The sequence below is a fragment of the Haladaptatus sp. T7 genome, from assembly GCF_026008575.1.
Taxonomy (GTDB): Archaea; Halobacteriota; Halobacteria; order Halobacteriales; family Haladaptataceae; genus Haladaptatus; species Haladaptatus paucihalophilus.
In genome coordinates, this window is sequence record NZ_BROP01000001.1 from 617,679 (window position 1) to 636,670 (window position 18,992).

The 18,992-nt window shown below is 63.7% G+C and carries 18 protein-coding genes; 9 read left to right on the forward strand and 9 right to left on the reverse strand.

From position 1 onward, the window contains the following. Positions 1-243 precede the first annotated feature (243 nt). Together OPC11_RS03410 and OPC11_RS03415 are read left to right on the forward strand one after the other, a co-directional pair. The gene (locus OPC11_RS03410) at positions 244-6,315 is read left to right on the forward strand and encodes a PGF-pre-PGF domain-containing protein (RefSeq protein ID WP_264781017.1); all 6,072 of its coding nucleotides are present in this window, start codon (positions 244-246) and stop codon (positions 6,313-6,315) included. Positions 6,316-6,544: 229 nt separating this feature from the next. Then, positions 6,545-6,739, forward strand: coding sequence for a cold shock domain-containing protein (locus OPC11_RS03415; protein WP_007977946.1), 195 nt, complete (start codon positions 6,545-6,547; stop codon positions 6,737-6,739). A 135-nt stretch (positions 6,740-6,874) separates the two neighbouring features. Here OPC11_RS03415 and OPC11_RS03420 read toward each other — a convergent pair whose 3' ends face one another. Both OPC11_RS03420 and eif1A read right to left on the reverse strand, forming a co-directional pair. Beyond that, positions 6,875-7,243, reverse strand: coding sequence for a rhodanese-like domain-containing protein (locus OPC11_RS03420; protein ID WP_026177765.1), 369 nt, complete (start codon positions 7,241-7,243; stop codon positions 6,875-6,877). Between the two features lie 179 nt (positions 7,244-7,422). Further along, positions 7,423-7,707, reverse strand: a complete 285-nt coding sequence (gene eif1A / locus OPC11_RS03425) for a translation initiation factor eIF-1A (protein WP_007977950.1) — start codon at positions 7,705-7,707, stop codon at positions 7,423-7,425. 255 nt (positions 7,708-7,962) lie between these two features. Here eif1A and OPC11_RS03430 point away from each other — a divergent pair, with 255 nt between their 5' ends. Beyond that, complete coding sequence (locus OPC11_RS03430; protein WP_264781018.1) at positions 7,963-9,471, forward strand: phosphoenolpyruvate carboxykinase (ATP); 1,509 nt, start codon at positions 7,963-7,965, stop codon at positions 9,469-9,471. Positions 9,472-9,491: 20 nt separating this feature from the next. On the opposite strand, the gene OPC11_RS03435 is transcribed toward OPC11_RS03430, so the two are convergent. Next, positions 9,492-9,710 (reverse strand): hypothetical protein, encoded by a 219-nt coding sequence (locus OPC11_RS03435; RefSeq protein ID WP_007977954.1) that lies wholly within the window; start codon positions 9,708-9,710, stop codon positions 9,492-9,494. 109 nt (positions 9,711-9,819) lie between these two features. Here OPC11_RS03435 and OPC11_RS03440 point away from each other — a divergent pair, with 109 nt between their 5' ends. Continuing rightward, on the forward strand, positions 9,820-10,659 hold the full coding sequence (locus OPC11_RS03440; protein WP_264781019.1) for a fructosamine kinase family protein: 840 nt from the start codon (positions 9,820-9,822) through the stop codon (positions 10,657-10,659). Between the two features lie 37 nt (positions 10,660-10,696). On the opposite strand, the gene OPC11_RS03445 is transcribed toward OPC11_RS03440, so the two are convergent. After that, complete coding sequence (locus tag OPC11_RS03445) at positions 10,697-11,347, reverse strand: HAD family hydrolase (protein WP_264781020.1); 651 nt, start codon at positions 11,345-11,347, stop codon at positions 10,697-10,699. A gap of 30 nt (positions 11,348-11,377) precedes the next feature. Between OPC11_RS03445 and OPC11_RS03450 the strand changes: the two genes are divergently transcribed. Together OPC11_RS03450 and OPC11_RS03455 are read left to right on the forward strand one after the other, a co-directional pair. After that, a complete protein-coding gene (locus OPC11_RS03450) occupies positions 11,378-11,680 on the forward strand; it encodes a hypothetical protein (protein ID WP_018128781.1) in 303 nt (100 codons plus the stop codon). Between the two features lie 224 nt (positions 11,681-11,904). Next, the gene (locus OPC11_RS03455) at positions 11,905-12,822 is read left to right on the forward strand and encodes a sulfite exporter TauE/SafE family protein (RefSeq protein ID WP_018128782.1); all 918 of its coding nucleotides are present in this window, start codon (positions 11,905-11,907) and stop codon (positions 12,820-12,822) included. A 3-nt stretch (positions 12,823-12,825) separates the two neighbouring features. Here OPC11_RS03455 and OPC11_RS03460 read toward each other — a convergent pair whose 3' ends face one another. The 3 genes from OPC11_RS03460 to OPC11_RS03470 form a co-directional block, all read right to left on the reverse strand. After that, positions 12,826-13,137, reverse strand: coding sequence for a hypothetical protein (locus tag OPC11_RS03460; protein WP_264781021.1), 312 nt, complete (start codon positions 13,135-13,137; stop codon positions 12,826-12,828). A 56-nt stretch (positions 13,138-13,193) separates the two neighbouring features. Beyond that, a complete protein-coding gene (locus tag OPC11_RS03465) occupies positions 13,194-13,505 on the reverse strand; it encodes a nucleoside triphosphate pyrophosphohydrolase (protein WP_264781022.1) in 312 nt (103 codons plus the stop codon). A 115-nt stretch (positions 13,506-13,620) separates the two neighbouring features. Continuing rightward, complete coding sequence (locus OPC11_RS03470; protein WP_007977967.1) at positions 13,621-14,043, reverse strand: pyridoxamine 5'-phosphate oxidase family protein; 423 nt, start codon at positions 14,041-14,043, stop codon at positions 13,621-13,623. Positions 14,044-14,156: 113 nt separating this feature from the next. On the opposite strand from OPC11_RS03470, the gene OPC11_RS03475 reads away from it, so the two are divergent. Both OPC11_RS03475 and OPC11_RS03480 read left to right on the forward strand, forming a co-directional pair. Continuing rightward, entirely contained in the window at positions 14,157-14,750 is a 594-nt protein-coding gene (locus OPC11_RS03475) for a DUF6663 family protein (protein ID WP_264781023.1), read from the forward strand. A 124-nt stretch (positions 14,751-14,874) separates the two neighbouring features. Further along, positions 14,875-15,714, forward strand: coding sequence for an ABC transporter permease (locus OPC11_RS03480; RefSeq protein WP_264781024.1), 840 nt, complete (start codon positions 14,875-14,877; stop codon positions 15,712-15,714). 168 nt (positions 15,715-15,882) lie between these two features. Here OPC11_RS03480 and OPC11_RS03485 read toward each other — a convergent pair whose 3' ends face one another. Beyond that, on the reverse strand, positions 15,883-17,463 hold the full coding sequence (locus tag OPC11_RS03485; protein ID WP_264781025.1) for an MDR family MFS transporter: 1,581 nt from the start codon (positions 17,461-17,463) through the stop codon (positions 15,883-15,885). Between the two features lie 346 nt (positions 17,464-17,809). On the opposite strand from OPC11_RS03485, the gene OPC11_RS03490 reads away from it, so the two are divergent. Further along, positions 17,810-18,439: a TetR/AcrR family transcriptional regulator gene (locus tag OPC11_RS03490; RefSeq protein ID WP_264781026.1), complete on the forward strand. Its 630-nt coding sequence runs from the start codon at positions 17,810-17,812 to the stop codon at positions 18,437-18,439. Between the two features lie 48 nt (positions 18,440-18,487). On the opposite strand, the gene OPC11_RS03495 is transcribed toward OPC11_RS03490, so the two are convergent. Next, positions 18,488-18,922, reverse strand: coding sequence for a universal stress protein (locus OPC11_RS03495; protein WP_264781027.1), 435 nt, complete (start codon positions 18,920-18,922; stop codon positions 18,488-18,490). Positions 18,923-18,992 lie beyond the last annotated feature (70 nt).

Here is an 18,992-nt window from a genome sequence, read left to right on the forward strand (position 1 = left end):
GGAAGTGCAACTGTCGATTTTGTTGGGATCAATTCGGGGGATCAGGAGATCACTCCGGGGAATACATTCCACTACTTTGGACATCACGACACCAATAGCGATTATCTGTATGTCGTCATCGACAAAAACGGGGATGGAAACTACACGACGGGCGAACCGTACGTGAACGTCTCGGTTAGTACATCGTCGTTCGACAGGGATTTTCCCGGTTCGAAAACCAATGGTTTGAATGGGACATATCGAGTGTACGCCATCGACGGGAACACTTTCTCCGATAGCACGCTCGATTCTGGCGACGATTTGACACCAGGTCAACACACCCAGATTACCATCGACGGCAGCCCTCCATGGGTCTCTGACGTGAACCTCACGAACCCGTCGGGCCAAACGCTCGAATTCTCCTTCACGACGAACGAGCAGTTGAACCACACGTCGATCAACATCGGCGGGCAGGAATCGACAACTCTCAATCTCAGTGACTTCACCGGGATGAACAACAGTGGCACCTACACCTACGCCACCACCGTCGCAACCAATCACGACGGTAACTACACGGCACAAATCACGCAGGCCACGGACGACATCGGCAACGACGCCGCGACCAACCAGTCGGCGTCGGCGCTGACGGACAGCGTTACCGTCGATACGGTTCCGCCAGGGCTACAGAGTATCGAGACGGAAGTCGGGAGCACCACCGCGGTGCTCACGTTCAACGAGAGCGTCGTCGATGAGGGCGGCAACGCGCTCACCGCGGGCGACCTGCAGTTCACGGACGGCAACGGGGGTGGCGCGACGAGCATCAGTTCGGTGAGTCACACGGCCGGGTCGGACACGGCGACGGTGACGTTCGACGCCGCCGTTTCGGCGACCGACCTCGGGAACGACACCATCGCCCCGAATGCGAGTCGCGTGTACGACCCGTACGGGAACGCCGCGGTGACGGCGGCGAAATCGTTGCGGGATACGGTGGGACCGAACGCGCCGACCGGCGCGTCGGCGTCCGACATCAACGCGAGCAATCAGGGCGATTACACCGTCTCGGTGACGCTGCCGGACGACCACGAGGCAGGAACGGTACAACTGTCGCTCGACGGCGGAGCGGTGACGAACAGCACGACGGTCGCGGCCGAATCCGACGCCGATTCGAGCGGCGAGACGGTCACGTTCGGCAACCTCGACGCGTCCGGCCTCCCCGAGGGGTCGATTTCGATAGGTGCGACGTTCACCGACTACGGCGGGAATTCGAACGCCGCGCCGGGACTGGCGAGCGTGACGAAGGACACCGGCCTCCCGGGAGTGATCGACGCCAGCATCTCGAACGCGCCGATCGGGACGTACGATACCGGGACCCAGCAGACCGTGACCGTCGCGTTCGACGAGGCCCTGAACCAGAGCATCTCCCCGACGGTCGAAATCACGAACCTCAACCGGACCTACGCCGTCAGCGGGGGGTTCGACGACGCCACGACGTGGACGGGGACGGTCACCATCGCGGACGACGACGAACAGCGGACGGCGAACATCGCGGTATCGAACGCCACCGACACGGTGGGGAACGTGATGACCCTCGACGGGTCGAACACGTTTCAGGTCGATAGCACGGGACCGGCGAAGCCCGATTCGACCGCCGCGGGCAACGTCACGCGGAGCAACCGAACCGACTACAACGTCACGGTGAACCTCGTTACCAATTCACAGGCCGACGAAGTGAGCGTCGAGGTGACGGACGGGACGACGACGGTCGTTTCGAACCGGAGCATCACGCCCGGAACCGAGACGGTGACCGTCACCGGAATCGACGTGTCTTCGCTGGACGACGGCGAGATTACGGCAACCGCGCTGGCGCTCGACGGCGGGTATGCCAACACGGAGGGGTACGCCGCCCCGACGACGGTGACGAAGGACACGAAACGGCCGAGCGCGTCGTCGATAACCATCGGTGACGGCGAAATCACCGACGCGGACGCCGGAACCGCACGGACGGTGACGGTCACGTTCGACGAGGCGATGAATCGGAGCGTCTCACCGACGGTGAAAGTCACGGGGCTCAATCGAACGTACGCCGTCAGCGGCGGGTTCGACAGCGACACGACGTGGACGGGGACGGTCACCATCGCGGACGACGACGAGACGACGACGGGGAACGTCACGGTGTCCGGTGCGGCGGACAGCATCGGCAACGGACTCGTGGCGGCGACCCACCCGTTCTCGGTCGATACGGAGACGCCGACGATAACCGGGTTCGGCGTGACGCACACCGGCGGCGGGACGGTCGCGGTGTCGTTCAACGCCAGCGAATCCCTCGACGCGGCGTCCGTCGCTCTCGATACTCCGTCGGGGACGACGACGCTGGGGTCGTTCACCGAATCCGGGAGCGGTCCGTACGAGTACACCGCGACGTATTCGAGCGGCGGCGACGGGTCCTACACGGCCACGCTGAACGCGGCGCGGGACGCGGCGGGCAACGACGGGGCGACGGGGCAGTCCGACGGCGTGACCGTGGACACGACGCCCCCGACGTTCGGGAATCCGACGCCCGAGGGTGCGACCGTCACCGACAACGAGTCCGTGCTCTCCGTCGATATCGCGGACGCGACCGGAAGCGTCGATGGCGGTTCGATTCGCGTCACGGTGGACGACGCGAGCGGAACGAAGCTCGCCGCCGTCGGAACGGCCCACGGCGGCGTGTCCTTCGGCGGCGGGACGCTCACCATCGACCCGGCGACGGCCGGTATCACGTTGGCCGACGGCGGCGTGAACGTCACCGTCTCGGCAAACGACACGGCGGGCAACGGGAACGCGACCGTGTTCTCGTTCGGCGTCGATACGACGGCACCGACGTTCGCCAACCCCGCTCCGACCGGAACGGTGACGGACAACCGGACGGCGATTCACGTCGATATCGCCGACGCGACGACGAACGTGGACGAGGGGAGCATCCGGGTGACGCTCAGCAACGCGAGCGGACAACTGTTCAGCGGTGGTACCGCCACGGACGGCGTGTCCTTCGGCGGCGGGACGCTCACCATCGACCCGACGGGGACGGGGGTTCCGACGCTGCCGAACGGCACCGTCACCGTGAACGTCTCGGCGAACGATACGGTCGGGAACGAGGGAACGACCGGGTACGCGTTCGGCGTGGACGTGCCGCCCTACATCAGCGGTTTCGCGGCGACGAAGGCCGGAGGCATGGACGTCGACGTGTCGTTCGATTCGACGGACCAACTCGACACGGTGGCGGTCGCGGTGAGCGGCGCGGAGAACGACACGCTCACGACGAGCGACGTCACCGCGACCCCGGACGGTAACGGGGGGTACACCTACGCGGCGACGTACACCGGGGGGACCGACGGGGACTACACGTTCGAGTTGGTCACCGCCGACGACGGGCGGAGCGACGGCGCGACCGGCCAAACGGAAACCGTGCTCGTCGACGACACGGCACCAGCGGTGACCCTCTCGGCACCCGACGGCGGGGCGACCGTCCGCGGCGGGGAGACGATACCCATCGAGTGGACCGCGACGGATTCCGTGAGCGTCGACACGGTTTCCATCGCGTACAGCACCGACGGCGGCGGAAACTGGACGACAGTCCGGTCCGACACGGCGAATGACGGAACCGAAGACTGGACGATACCCGCCGTCGATTCCGGGTCCGTATCGGTTCGCGTCAGCGCGACTGACACGAGCGGCAACGTCGGCAGCGACGCGAGCGACGCGACGTTCGCCATCGACTCGACCGCACCGACGGTCGGAAACTACACCGTAACGAACCCCGCCGGGCAGGACGTTACCGTCTCCTTCGACGCCGACGAGCGGTTGATGACTATCTCCGCGGCGGTCTCGGGGAGCGAGTCGGGGACGCTGACGAGGGCGGATTTCACCGAGACGGCCAACGGAAGCGGGACGTACACCTACGCGGCGACCTACGCGGGGTCGAGCGACGGGAACTACACCGCCACGCTGAACGCGGCGGCGGACGCGGCGGGCAACGACGGTTCGACCGGCCAGTCCGAGAGCGCCGACGTCGATACCACCACGCCGTCGTTGTCCAACTTCCGGTTGACCAACCCCGACGGGCGAAACCTGACGGTCGCGTTCGACAGCGACGAACCCCTCGGGACGCTCGACGTCGCCATCTCCGGCGCGGAGAGCGCGACGCTGACGCTCGCGGACTTCTCGCGGTCCGGCACCACGTACACCGCGACGTACCGTTCGGGGGCCGACGGGAACTACACCGCGACGCTGAACGCGGCGGCGGACGGCGCGGGCAACGACGGTGCGTCCGGCGAGACGGACGGCATCGGCATCGACACGACGCCGCCGACGATTTCGAACGTCTCCGTCTCGAATCCGACGCGCCAAGAGGTGCGCCTGCGCTTCGATAGCTCGGAACGGCTCTCGGCGGTCCGCGTCACCGTCTCCGGTGCCGAAACGGCCACGCTGACCCGGAGCAATCCGTCGGCGAACGGCGGGACCTACGTCGTCACGTACACTGGCACCGTGGACGGAACCTACACGGCGACGCTCGACCAAGCGCTCGACGACGCGGGCAACGACGGTGCGTCCGGCGAATCTGGGACCGTCACGGTGGACGCCACACCGCCGAGCGTCTCGACGGTCAACGCGACGAACCCCGCCGGGAACGAAATTCGGGTTCGAATCGAGAGCTTGGAGCAACTCTCGTCCCTCGACGTCGCCATCTCCGGCGCGGAAAACGAGACCCTGACGCTCGCGGACTTCGCCGAGAACGGAACGACGTACACCGCGTCCTACGACGGGAGTTCGGACGGTCAGTACGACGTGACGCTCATCGGGTTCGCGGATACCGCGGACAACGAGGGAACGGCGGGACAGACGGATTCCGTGACGTTGCAGGCGCGCCCGCCGACCATCTCGAACTTCGTGGCCACCAACCCAGCCGACAGGCGTGTTGTCGTCGGCTTCGATAGCTCCGACCACCTTTCGGCCGCCACCGTCACCATCGGCGGTGCGGAGAACGCCACGTTGACGTTGCCCGACTTCACCGAAAACGGGACGTCGTACACCGCGACCTACAACGGCAGCGTGGACGGTACCTACACGGCGACGCTCGACCAAGCGCTCGACGACGCGGGCAACGACGGGTCGTCGGGAGAAGTCGCCAGCGTCACCATCAACACGACACGAACCGGAACGGGAGGAAACGGGACCGGTGGCGGCGATGGGGGCGGCGGTGGGAGCGGCGGAAATGGAAGTGATGGGAGCGGCGGAAGCGGAAACGATGGCGGCGGAAACGGCAGTAGCCCCGGAACCGGTTCCGGGTCCGATTCCACGGGAACCGACGCCGACGCGCACGACCCGAAACTCTCCGTGGATGTCACGCGCGGGACGAACGAGACGACGAACGTCTCCGTGAGAAACGCCGATGCGAACCAGCGGGTCGGCGTGGCGTTCGGCAACGAGACCGGCTCGAACGGCGTGAACCTCAGCCGGTTGAACCTCACCGTCGAGCGGCCGATGGACTACAGTCTGACCGTCAACGCCTCCGCCGCCCGGCTCGGCGACGCGTCCGACTTCGGCGGCCACGCGGTCGGGTTCGTCGAGGTCGACCACTCGGTCCGCGACGCCGACATCGACGGCGCGGGACTCACATTCCGAATCGACACCCGCCGCTTCGAGGAGACCGGTATGGACGCCACCGAGGCGGTGGTCTACCGGTACCACGGCGGCAGGTGGAACGCCCTCGACACCAGCGTGGTCGGCAGAGACGGCGGCGAGTACGTCTTGCGGGCCGACTCCCCCGGCCTGTCGGTGTTCGCGGTCGGACTTCGGGACGCGGACCTGCTCTCGGTGACGGGTGCGAGCCTCTCGAAACCGTCCGCCGCGGTCGGCGCTCCCGTCACGGCGTCCGCGACGATCACGAATCGAGGGAACTGGTTGGCGAACGACTCGCTCGCCGTGACGGCCAACGGGACGACGCTGGCCGCTCGAACCGTCACTATTCCGGCCGGGGAGACGGTAACGGTCACGTTCGACGTGACGCGCGACCGCCCCGGAACTTACGGCATCGCCATCGACGACGTATCGGCCGGGACCGTCGCCTTCTCCAGGGCGGCCGACGAGAACCGGGAGACGTCTCAAACGACGACCACCGACATCGGGACGACGAAGGAAACCTCGACGGCGACGTTGCGGGCGACGCCCGGAACGACCGAGAAGGCGTTCGATGCAGGCACCACGCGGCAGACGGGCGGCGGTCCCAACGGTTGGCTGTTCGCGGGCCTCGCCGTCGTCGCCGTTCTCGTGGCGCTCCTCGTGAGACGCGTGCGGTGAGTTGCTATCGAGAGAAAGCGACCCATCCATGGGAGCGTGACGATTATGTGGATACCACGGAAGTCGGCGCTCCTTGTGACGAATCGGTCACCATATCCACGAATAACCCACCATTCGTGTCCGGATGACCAGATACCGGTGGCTAGAAACTGAATTCGTCTAAAAAAACGTGATTTTTGAAAACGAATGCGGAACCCTTAACCGTGTCGTGGGACTGTGTATAATCGTAATGGCAAACGGTAAAGTTGATTTCTTCAACGACACAGGCGGCTACGGTTTCATAGAGACGGACGACGCGGACGAGGACGTTTTCTTCCACATGGAAGACGTTGGCGGCGAGGATCTCACGGAAGGTACCGAAATCGAATTCGACATCGAGCAGGCCCCCAAGGGTCCGCGCGCGAAGAACGTCGTTCGACAGTAAACTCGAATTTTCGCACCGTCGCCACACGGCGACAGGGCGCACTTTCGTTTCTTTCAATGCACTCGCTCTCCGAGAGCGATGGCTCTGACGGTACGTTCACGGGAAGAAAACGCATTCTCGAATCGGATTCGACGGTCAGAACAGTCGCCAGAGCAGCGACCGAAGTCGGTAGCCGAGCGACCCGTTTCGATAGCCGCGCCACCCGCTCATGCCGCCCGCGAGCGTCGTGGCGTCGTACCCCTCGTCGTCGAGGACGCTGGTCGCGCGCGTGGCGACGACGCCCATCTTACAGACCGTGATGACGGGTCTGTCTTGTGGGATTTTACCAAGACGGCCGCGAAGTGCGTCCTCGTTACCCGCGCGAAGCTCGTCGTACACAGGGACGTTGCGGCTCCCGTCGATATGGTCCGACTGAAACGCCTTTCGCGGTCGAATATCGAGAACGAACGGCGCGTCGTTGGCGTCGAGTCGCTCGTCCAGTTCGTCGGGACGAATCTTGCTCATCATGCCCACAATCGTACCGAGTCGTTAAAGCCCTGACGTCATCGGCATGGCCGAGACGAGCGTGTCCGATGGGTCCCCGAGTGCGCAGAATCGCACCCTCGCACGAAAACAGCGACCGCTGGAAAATCCTGTGTCCCGGAATTGACCGGTGAGAAGTCCGCTTCAGTTCGCCGAAGGCGTCATTGAATGTGGCCTTCGCGACGGAGTTGGTCCGCGTCCTGACTCGTGTAGCGCCACTCGATGTTGGCCTTTTCGTCCTGCCAGTCCCACGGCTCGATGAGCACGATGTCGCCCTCTTCGATCCACGTTCGGTATTTCATGCGACCGGGAATGCGGCCCATTCGTTCCTTTCCGTCGTTACATCGGAGCTGTACGTGGTTGCCACCGTTGTGCTGGGTGACGACCGCGAACATCTCGTCGTTGTTTGGCATTCGGAGATTCCGACGCCCTGTTTCTTCACTCACAGGTGGAATATGTGGCGGACACGGTTAAGTGGTAGGTGTCGCTCGATACCGCGTGTCACGGGCGACATCATTCCGAACGAATCGCGTCCGTGGCTCGTCGTTCCCCGACCTCTCTCCGGGTCGTCCGACCGTCGAAACGCGGATTATTTACTCGCGTCCGAAATCACAATTCCGCCGATATCGGGGTTATGAGGGCACTAAGGCGGCCGTAAACCGTGCATAATTATACGTCTCGGGATGGGGCGTTCAAGCACGATGTCAGACACTGGGCAGTCAGTCCAATCCCTGAAGTCGACCCTCCCCGATCCGACCGAGGCCGATAACGTACGATACAATCCGTCCTTGGAACAGCTCCGCGAATTCTCTCGGGAGCTGGAGACGACGGCCGAGTTCGGCTCCGCGTCCTACGTCAGCCGCGAGCGGTCGCGCAACGCCGACAAGACGAAGAACGCGGTGGACGAGGAGTTCGACGCGGACGACTTCGCGCACATCGAGGATGCGGTGACGTACGCCCGAGAACACGAGATGCTGTGCGTCGACCGTATGATGGGCCGACACGCCGACCACTCCTACCGATGCCGACTCTACATTCCGACGAAGTACGGTCGAATCGCCCTCGCGTGGGCGAACCTCTTCGAACCGGTCGATGGACCGGGCGAACCCGATTTCGTCACGGTGCAGGTACCCGACTGGGACGAAATCGCCGTCCGCATTCGCCCCGAGGAGGGGATGACCGCCGTACTCGGCAGCGACTACACCGGCGAGGCGAAGAAGTCCTTCCTCCGGCTGTTCATGTTCCACGCCAAGAAGAAGGGCGGGCTCGGACTGCACGCGGGAAGCAAGCGGGTCACGTTACAGGACGAAGACGACGAGCTTCGTGACGTCGGACAGGTGTTCCTCGGCCTGTCGGCGACCGGAAAATCCACGCTGACCGCCCACGGCCTCTGGCTGGACGACCCCGAATCGGCGACGATGCTACAGGACGACGTGTGCGCGCTGCTCCCCGACGGAAGCGTCGCCGGAAGCGAGGGGCACGGTCTCTACGTCAAGACTATCGGACTGGACGAGGAGGAACAGCCCGCGATGTACGACGCGGTAACCCACGAATCCGCGGTCCTCGAAAACGTGGACGTGGAGGAGGACGGGACCGTCGATTTCGACAGCGACTGCCACACGTCCAACGGACGCGCCGTCATCCGCCGCGACCAGCTCGAATCGTCGGGCGACGACATCGACCTCGATAGGGTCGACCAACTGTTTTTCATCACGCGCAATCCGACGATGCCGCCGGTCTCGAAGCTCACGCCGGAGGAGGCCGCGGTGGCGTTCATGCTCGGCGAATCCATCGAAACCAGCGCGGGCGACCCGTCGAAAGCCGGAGAGTCCATCCGCGTCGTCGGCACCAACCCCTTCATCGTCGGGTCGAAAGGCGAGGAGGGCAACCGCTTCCGCGAGCTCATCGACGACCTCGGCGTCGAGTGTTACATCCTCAACACCGGTCACCTCGGCGGCAAGGACATCGGCGTCACGGAGTCGGTGACCCTCCTCCGCGAAATCGCCCGCGGAACGGTCGAGTGGACGGACGACGAGGCGACGGGTCTCACGGTCCCGAGTTCCGTCCCCGGCATCGACATCGAGGAGTTCGCCGTCGCGGACAACGTTTCCGACTACGAGTCCGAACTGGAACGACTCCGGACCGAGCGTCGGGTGCACCTCTCGACGTTCGACGATTTGGACGAGGACATCCGAAACGCCGTCTACTGACGGACTGACTCAATTCTCCCTCAGTTCAGCGTCTCGACTTCGTTCGTCAAGTCGCTCGGTTCGTCCACCGGACCGTTCACGAACAGCCCGTGGCCGATTATGGCGACGGCGACGAACCCGGCACCGATGACGGACAGCGACAGGGAAACGGCGGTCAGATAGCCGATACTCACGCCGAAGACCATGCTGGCGAGGATGCCACCCAGCACGAGGTCGTAGTACTGCCACGTGTAGACCATGCTACGAAGTAACGCTCGAAGCTCCGAATAACTAGGGTATCGTCGCCCTGTCGCCCGCGGCGGGGCGAAACAACGGCGTTTTACCGCGCGTCAGGGTGTATCCGAATCGATGGACGAACTCGTGTCCCGCCTCTCGACGGTCATCGACGAACGGCCGACCGACATCCGCGAACTCGACGGGGGAGAAATCGGCACCGTGCATCGCGTCGAGTTGGACTCCCGAGCGCCGCTCGTCGTCAAGACGAGCGAGACGTCGCTCGCCGTCGAAGCGACCATGCTGTCCCACCTCGCCGACCACGGCCTTCCCGTTCCCGACGTTTTATACGGGGCGGACGACCTCCTCGTGCTGGAGTACGTCGAGGGCGACTCGACCATCACCCCCGAAATCGAACGGGACGTCGCGGCGCACCTCGCCGCCCTCCACGAGAAAACCGCACCGGCCTACGGTTTCGAATGCGACACGCTCACGGGGTCGCTCCGACAGCCGAATCCGTGGACCGATTCGTGGGTCGATTTCTACCGCGACCGGCGACTCGTTCACGCCGCGTCCGTCGCCCGCGAGACCGGTGCACTGCCGGAGTCCGCGTTCGAGCGGGTCGAAGCGCTCGCCGCCGACCTCGAGTCGCTGCTGGTCGAACCCGAGGCACCCTCGTTGATACACGGCGACGTGTGGACGACGAACCTCCTCGCGGCCGACGGGGAACTCCGCGCCTTCCTCGACCCGGCGACGTACTACGCCCACGCGGAAATCGAACTCGCGTACGTGGATTGGACGGGGACCGTCGGCGATGCCTTCTTCGAACGCTACGACGACATCCGCGGCATCGATTCCGGGTTCGACTCGCGCCGCGACGTGTACGTGGTCTATCCGTTGCTCTCACACGTCTACCACTTCGGGGACGAGTACCTGCCGGAACTCGACCGGACGCTTTCGCGGGTGGGCTACTGACGGGCGTCCCCGCGGTCCACCCTCGGACCTCCACCCCTTAGTCCAGTACGTCGAAAATCTCGGGGAGGCCTTCGATTTCGTACGTCGGTTCGACGGTGAGGTCGTAGTCGGCGCGGTGCGGTCGGCGGATGAACGCGGAGTCCACTCCGGCGTTGTGTGCGGCGACCACGTCGCTCTCGCTGTCGCCGACGAAGAGGGCGTCTTCCACACCGAGGTCGGACAGCGCGAGTTCGAGGAAGTGCGGGTCGGGTTTCTTGCGGCGGATTCCCTCGACGGTCGGCGGTCTGCCGTAGTAGGTCTCGAAGTGGCGTCCGAGTTCGAAGTAGTCGAGCATGAACTCCACCGTCGCCTGCTGGTTGGAACTGACGAGGCCGAGCGGTCGGTCGAAATCCGAGAGCGTTCCAACGTCGTCGTAGGTCGTGGTCCGGCCCGCTCTGATCTCCCGACGTTGCGTCTCGGAGGCGGCGCTGTCGCGGGCCTTCCAGAACGTGTCCGGGTCGAACCCGTACACCTCACAGACCCGCCGAAACCCGTCGGGGGTGGCGCTGTGCGTCACCGCGTCGAGGTGGTCCTCCGCGGGGTCCACGTCGAATTCTTCGAACGCCGAAACCGCCGCTTCGCGGAGCAACTCGCGTTTCGGCGGTCTCACGAGCACGCCGTCGTTGTCGAACAACACCGCATCGTACATTTGTTGAGTCTCGTCAGCGAGCGAGGGTATGTGTTCCCATTTTCGGCGGCCGAAGTGAGTTTGGGCGTCGAGCACGAAGTGTGGGCGATGGACCCGGACTCCGACTTCTCGGACGAACAGGCCGGAAAACGCGTCGTCGCGGCCGACGGAACCGGACTCGGCGTCGTAAAGGAGGTTCGAAACGGAACGCTGTACGTCGAGGTTGGCGCGGACCCGAACCCGGACACCATCGACGAACTCGGGTGGGGCGGCGTCGTCAACCAGTCGGTTCACGAGTTGCGACGGCAGTTCATCGCCACCATCACCGACGAGACGGTTCGGCTGTCGGTGTGAAACCGGTTCGACGGGGTGGTTTCGCAAGGACTGCCGGTTTCTGGGACGCCCCACGAGCGGCCGATTCGCCGTTTTCACCGCTCCCGTCGTCTCCGCGGACGTCTCCCCCGAGACGGGGCGTCATCGCTCGCGGAGACGGTTTCCCGATTTCTGGCACCTAACTACGCGGGGGAACAATCACGGGTAATGAGAACGAACGCGCGACCACCGCGGGGTGTGTACTGATGTCGAGCGAACCAGCAATTCGCCCCGGGGAGTTCGTCAGGAACTTGCGTCGATTCAGGTACCGGGAACTGCTGATGGCGATAGCGACCGTGGCGGTCGTCGTCGCCGCAATCGGTCTCTTCCCCGGCGTGGAGAACGTGACGAACGGGCTGAAGACGAACGCGACGACGACAGACCTCGCGCTCTTCGTCGCCCTCATCGTGTTGGCCGCGATGGTGAAGGGGATGGTCGGGTTCGGCTTCGCGCTCATCGCCACGCCGCTCGCGGCGTCGGTGATGAACGTCGAAATCGCCGTCGTCGTCCTCGCGATTCCGCCGTGGATGATAAACGTCTTTCAGGTGGGCGAGACGGACACCGGCCTCGAATTCGTCCGCCGGGAGTGGTCGCTCATCGGCCTCGCGCTCGTCGGGAGCATCGCGGGCGTCTTCTTCTTCTCCGCGTTCAAAACCAGCGCGCTGGTGACGTTCCTCATCGGCCTCGTCCTGTTCGGCTACGTCCTGTTCCAACTCGGCAAGGGGTTCGTCTCCGTGGAGGGAACGCACAATCCCGTCGCCCTCGGCGTCGTCGGCCTCTTGGAGGGGTTCCTCCTCGGCGCGGCCAATCTCGGCCCGCTCCTGCCGACGTACCTCCACACGTTCGAGCGCGACACGGAACGCTACGTCGGCGGCCTCTCGATGGTGCTCGGTCTGGTGTTCACCGCGAAAATCGCCCAGATGTTGGCAACTGGAGTCATGACTTCCTACCACCTCTGGCTGGGTTCGACGCTCGCCGTCGTCACCCTCGTCGGGTTGTTCGCCGGGACCTACCTTCGGCGCGTCGAGATAGACGAACGAAAGTTCAACTGGCTGGTTGTCGGCATCCTGCTGGTCATCTCGCTGAAAATCTTCTCGAAGACGGTCCCGGCGCTGTTCTTCTGAGAATTACCGTACCGCGGCGACTCGCCACTCGTCGTCCGAGATTCGCTGTTCTGCGATGGTTTCGCCGTCGCCCAGCACGCGGAACGAGAAACCGTCGCCGCTCCGTTCTGTCTGGAGTCGAATCGTCCGAACGTCGGCCTCGACTTCGGTCCGTCGTTCGTTCGGGAGCCAGTCGTCGCGGATAGCCGTCAAGCCGAAATCGCCGTAGGTGAGACGAGTCGACTCCTCGATGGTTCCGTCGGCGCGAACCTCGCCGATGATCCCCTCGTTACCCGCTCCCTCTCGAACGACGAGCGTGTACGTCGTGCGTGACATGGACGGACGTTCGTCGTCGTCGGCCATCCACGCCGGGGTTGCACACGCAGGGGCTTTTACTCGACCCGTTCGAGGACGATTCCGTCATCGAAACCGCCCCGTTCGGCCGCCTTCTCTGCCCGGAGGCGTTCCAGTTCGTCGGGCGAGATTCCCTTCCCCTCGGCCAGCGCGTAGACGACTTCGAGCACGTCGGCCAGTTCCATCACCTCGCCCGACTCGCGGAACTCCGCGACCTCCTCGTCCAACTTCTCGGCGAGTCGTCGTTCGTGTTCGTCCGAGTCGGCGACGTGCGTCACCGGCCGTTCGTCGTTTTCCTCGATGATGTCGGGGATGTCGTCGCGCACCAGCTTGTCGTACGTCCGAACCATACCAGTCGTGATAGAAACGATACTGAAAAGGACACCGTTCGAGGAATTTCGGCCCGTCGTTCGTCAACGCACGTTACATCGCGGTCAACCCACCGTCGTTCGCTCCCGCCGCTCGTCACGTTTTTCGTCCCGTCACCGATTCCATGCGGAGTTCGTACAGTTCGGGTTCCACGTCCGAAATCGACTCGTCGAAGATCCTGAGCGGGATGAACCGTTCGTTTATCGCCGTGTCGTCGAGCGAATCCGACGCCGGGACGAGACGTCCCGTCACGAGGATGCTCCACGAGTCGTCGTCCGCGAACTCGTAGACGACGAAACTGGCGGTGTCGGTTCCCTCCACGAACGACAGCTTTTCGCCCCCCTCCTCGACGCCGAACCGGAGCAGGATGCGCTCGCCGTCGTAGTGGAACGCGACGGGGATGGAGTAGGCGTCGTCGCCGCGGGCGAGCGAGAGGACGCCGGTTTCGGCCTCGCGTAGCTTCCGTTCGATCTCCGTTTTGTCCATGCCGAAGGTGTAGACGAACTCGACGTGTTCCATACGGGTAGTACGACGGGGGACCTAATAGGTCGGCCGCATCGGACGGACGTCGCGTGACGAAAACCGGAACCGGATGCGAGCGTCTTTTCCCGCGTCCGGGCGGACCGTCCACCATGAGTGAAGACACGCGATTCCGCGTCCTCGCCGCGCCGGAGGAGGGACCGCTCCGCCTGCTGAACCGGGAGACGTACGAACCGGTCGTCACCGCCGCCGACGGCCACGGCGCGTCGGTCGCCGAACTGCACCCCGGCTACTGCATCGACGCCGACCTCGATTGGACGACGAGCGAACCGACGATTCGGTCGTTCTCGGTGGTTCGACGAACGCTGTACGCCTTCGCCGACGAAATCGAACCCGTCTTCGAGGCCGCACAGCAGACGTGGACGGAGGCGCAGATGGCTGGCGATTCGATGAACAGTCGCGTGACGCGCAACACGGACAACGAGGTCAACGGGGTCCTCTACGTGTTCGCCGAGGACGACAGGGGGAGCGTCTTCGAGGCGTTCCGCGAGGGTACCCGCCCGGTCGAACCGCTGGTGGAGAGGGTAAACGAGGAGGAAGGGGACGCGCCGCGGGAGGTGTTCGTCCTCCGACCCGCTGACGGGACGTACGTCGTCGTCACCATCGCGCTCCGGAAGGGCGGCCAGTTCGCGGAGACGCTTCGAGATACCTACGATTGTCCGTCGCCGGTGGAGAAGGGCGAGTAAGAACGAAGGAGACAAAAAGCGGTATTTCTCCCTGAATTGTTGCGACGAGGAACGCGAAACAGATGGAGGGAACGGTTACACTGAGCCGAAGCGTTGAAGATGATGATTTGACAAACTTCGATTAATGAGTCTCGCTGCTGTCGTCAAAAAAGAATTCGACGATTCGATTCGGTCGAACGTGCTGCTCGGTCTCACACTCCTCTTTCTCCTCTTTGCGACGTTTCTCGCCGCTATTCAGTGGTTGCCGGTCATGTATCGGGACAGTACCGCGACGACGAGTACGCTGGTGCTCTTGAACAGCATGCGACAACCGACCGTGATGCTCGTCCCCCTGATCGGACTCGGAATCGGGTACGGCGCGATAGTCCGCGAGCGAGAGACGGGAAGTCTCAAACTCATGCTCGGATTGCCGAACACGCGGCGGGACGTTCTGCTCGGGAAATTCGTCGGCAGAACCGCCGTCGTCGGCATCGCCATACTGGTCGGCTACAGCGCCGCCGGAATCATCGCTTTGGTCTCGTACGACGCCTTCGACGTCGTTGTCTTCGGACTCTTCACCCTGTTGACGTTGGGATACGGTGGGATTTACATCGCCATCGGAACGTGCCTGTCGGCAGTGACGAAATCGAGAACGGTGGCTCTCTCGGGAGCGATTTTTCTCTACGCCCTGTTTATGCTGGGATGGGACGCGTTTCTCCTCCTTCTACAGTTGGTGACCATCGGTCCCACGGTTCCAGAAAGCGGCCTCCCGGACTGGATACAGTTCGTCGGTATCCTCAACCCGTCCACGTCGTTCATGTACGCTACGCGCGCCGTGATACCCCAGTATTACGCAATCACGATATTCCCGGAGTCGAACGCGTTCTACCTTCAAGACTGGGTTGGGTTCGTCGTTCTCGCGCTCTGGGTCGTTGTGACGCTCGGAATCGGCTACGTTCGCTTCGAGAAAGCGGATATCGAATGACGACCGGAGGTAGGGAAGCCGACTGCTTTGATGGAATAACCGCGGGCGACGATGTACGACATGATTCCACCGAGTTCGAAATCGCCCCAGACCGCACGAGCGGACAGCAGAATCCCGAAAATTCGAACTCTCTCGGCCGCAACCGCGTTGAAACGACTAGTTCGGCGGTCAGTCGTCCATCGGGTCGGCGGCACCCTCGCCCATCGAGACGTGCGCCTCTTCGCTGAGTTCCGTGTTGGGGAGCGTGAGCGCCACGACGAACGCGAGCGCGAGCACGCCGGTTCCGGCGAGGAACACCGTGTCGATGCTGTTGGCCAGCGCCGTGACGACGACATCGTGTATCCCCGCCGGGAGCGCGCTGATGGTCTTCGGGTCGATGCTGCCGCCGGACGCCGCGAGGGTTCCCGAACCGGCCTTCGCGCCGAAGGCGTCGGAGAGGCGGTGGGTGAGCTGGTTCGTCAGGAGCGCACCGAAGACGGCGACCCCGATGGAGCTACCGAGGCTCCGGCTGAACGTGACGGAGGTCGTCGCAACGCCGAGGTCCTCGCGCTCGACGGCGTTCTGCACCGCGACGGTGAGGACGGGCATGACGAACCCGAGACCCATCCCGGTGACGAACATGAACGCGGTCGATTCCGTGGAGGTCGTCGCCGGGGACATGGTGTGAAGCAACCAGTAGCCGACGGTGCCGACCACGGTGCCGACGACGGCGAACAGCTTGTAGTGTCCGAGTCGGGTCATGAGTTGCCCCGTGACCGCGCTCGTGACGAGCATTCCGCCGACGAGCGGGAAGAGGAGCAACCCGGAGTTCGTCGCGCTCGCGCCCAAGACGGTCTGGAGGAAGACGGGGAGGTAGATGGTCGCCCCGAACATTCCGATACCGAGACAGAAGCTGAGCGTCATGACGCCGACGACGGTGTGCCTGTCGAGCAGGTGGATGGGGAACACGGGTTCGTCCACCCGAAGTTCCTGCAGGGCGAACAGGACGCCGAAAACGACCGTCGCGGCGGCGAGCGAGAAGATTTCCACGGAGTCCCACGCGTACCTGTCGCCGCCCCACGTCGTGACGAGCATGAGCGCCCCGACCGAGAAGACGAGGAGCGCGGCTCCGAGGTAGTCGATGTCGTGGTCGGCCTCCGGCGTCGGGAGGTCGAGTTTGAAGTGCGTGATGGTGATGGCCGCCAACCCGATGGGGACGTTGATGTAGAAGATCCAGCGCCAGCTGTAGTGGTCGGTGAGGTAGCCGCCGAGGAGCGGTCCACCGATGGTCGCCGCGCCGAAGATGAGCATCATGTAGCTCATGTACTTCCCGCGTTCGCGGGGCGAGAAGATGTCGCCGAGGATGGTCGTCGCCATGGCGATGAGACCGCCCGCGCCGATACCTTGCAGCGCGCGGAACAGCGCGAGTTGAGTCATCGGGCCAACGGCGTCGTTGATGGCGGCGAACTCCCCGGCGAGGCCGGAGAGGATGGACCCGAGCAGGAAGATGGAGATGGACGTCTCGAAGATAATGGAGCGTCCGTACAGGTCGCTTAGCTTTCCGTAGAGCGGCGTCGTCACCGTGACGGTCACGAGGTAGGCCGTGACGATCCACGACATCTTGCTCGCGTCGCCCAAGTCGCCGACGATGGTCGGAAGCGCCGTCGAGACGATGGACTGGTCGATGGAGCCGAGGAGCATCCCCAGCATCAGTCCGCCGAGGATAACGAGGCGTTCACGACCGATACCGTCGCTCGTTTCAGTGCTCATGCCCGCACCCTCCGTGCGCGCGATGAAGCTCGAAGTTGAATGAACATTCAGTCACCTATGGCTTACTGAACAGTTAGTTAGTGATAAACCTTCCGAGAAGAGTATTGCCACGAGCGGCTGATTCGACCGCGCTGACTGGACTCGCTCCGGTTCACCCTCTCCCCGGAGTACGACGGTCGCTACTGAATGTTCATTCAATTTTTATATGTCGAATTCGTAGGGACAGTATGCACAGATTCGACGGGACGGCCCTCGTGTTCGGAGAACGACGCACGAAACGGGGTGCCCCCGCCGTATCGTTCCGACCGACGGCACGACCGACCACGAACGACGGGTTCGACCAACGATGACGGAGACGCCGACGTTCCTCGAAGACCCGACCGACACGCGGGACGCCATCATGCGGGCGACGTATCTGGCCCTCTGCAAGCACGGCTACGCCGACCTCACGATTCAGCGTATCGCCGACGAGTTCCCGAAGAGCAAGTCGTTGCTCTACCACCACTACGACGGGAAGGACGACCTCCTGCTCGACTTTCTGGAGTTCATGCTCGAACACCAGCGGGAGCGGATCCCCGCCGAACCGACGAGCAGCGCGGACGACCACCTGAACGCCATCTTCGACCGCGTGTTTCGCACGCCGATGACCGACGACTACCGCGATTTCTGGCGGGCGATGGTCGAACTGCGCGCACAGGCCGCCCACGACGAGAAGTATCGGGACCACTTCACGCGAAGCGACGAGTTCTTCCGAGAACTGTTCGCCAACGTCGTCCGGTCCGGTATCGACGACGGCGTCTTCCGCGAGGTGAACCCCGAACGAACGGCGGCGTACCTCCAGACGACCATCACGGGCGTGATGACACAGCGCGTGACGACGAACGGGGACATCATCGAGGACGTCCGTGAGGAACTCGACGAGTACGTTCGTCTTCGCCTGCTCGCGGGCGAAACGGGCGATTCGACCGAGCGATAATGGGCGATTCGGGCGTACAACGAAGGTCGCGGAACTGCCGTCCTCCCCTCAGTGAACGACGGTGACGGGAACCGGAGACCGTCGCGTCACCGTTTCCGCCACGCTTCCGAGGAGAATTCTGTTGAGGCCGGTTCGCCCGTGGCTACCCATGACGATGGCGTCGATGTCGTTGTCCTCGTCGGCCGCATAGTCGATTATCGTGTGTGCCGGACGACCGATCAGCCGGACGGTCTCCGCCGTGATACCAGATTCGACGGCCGTCTCCTGCATATCCGAGAGCAACTCGTCCGCGGCCGCTTTCTCCGCCTTTTCGACGGAATCGTCGTAGAGGATGTCCCCGAACTCGTCCGAGGAAATCCACCCGCTGGGGTCGACAACGTGGAGCAGGACGATGGTCGAGTCGGGATAGACTTCGATGGCGTGTTCGAGCGCCGTGTCCGATTGCGGTGCGTTGTCTACGGGAACGAGAATTCGACGGGACATACGTCGTGTATCGATGCCGAACAGTAACAGTTGTTTCGATGGCGACGAGCGAAAACGTTCGAGCCGTCGG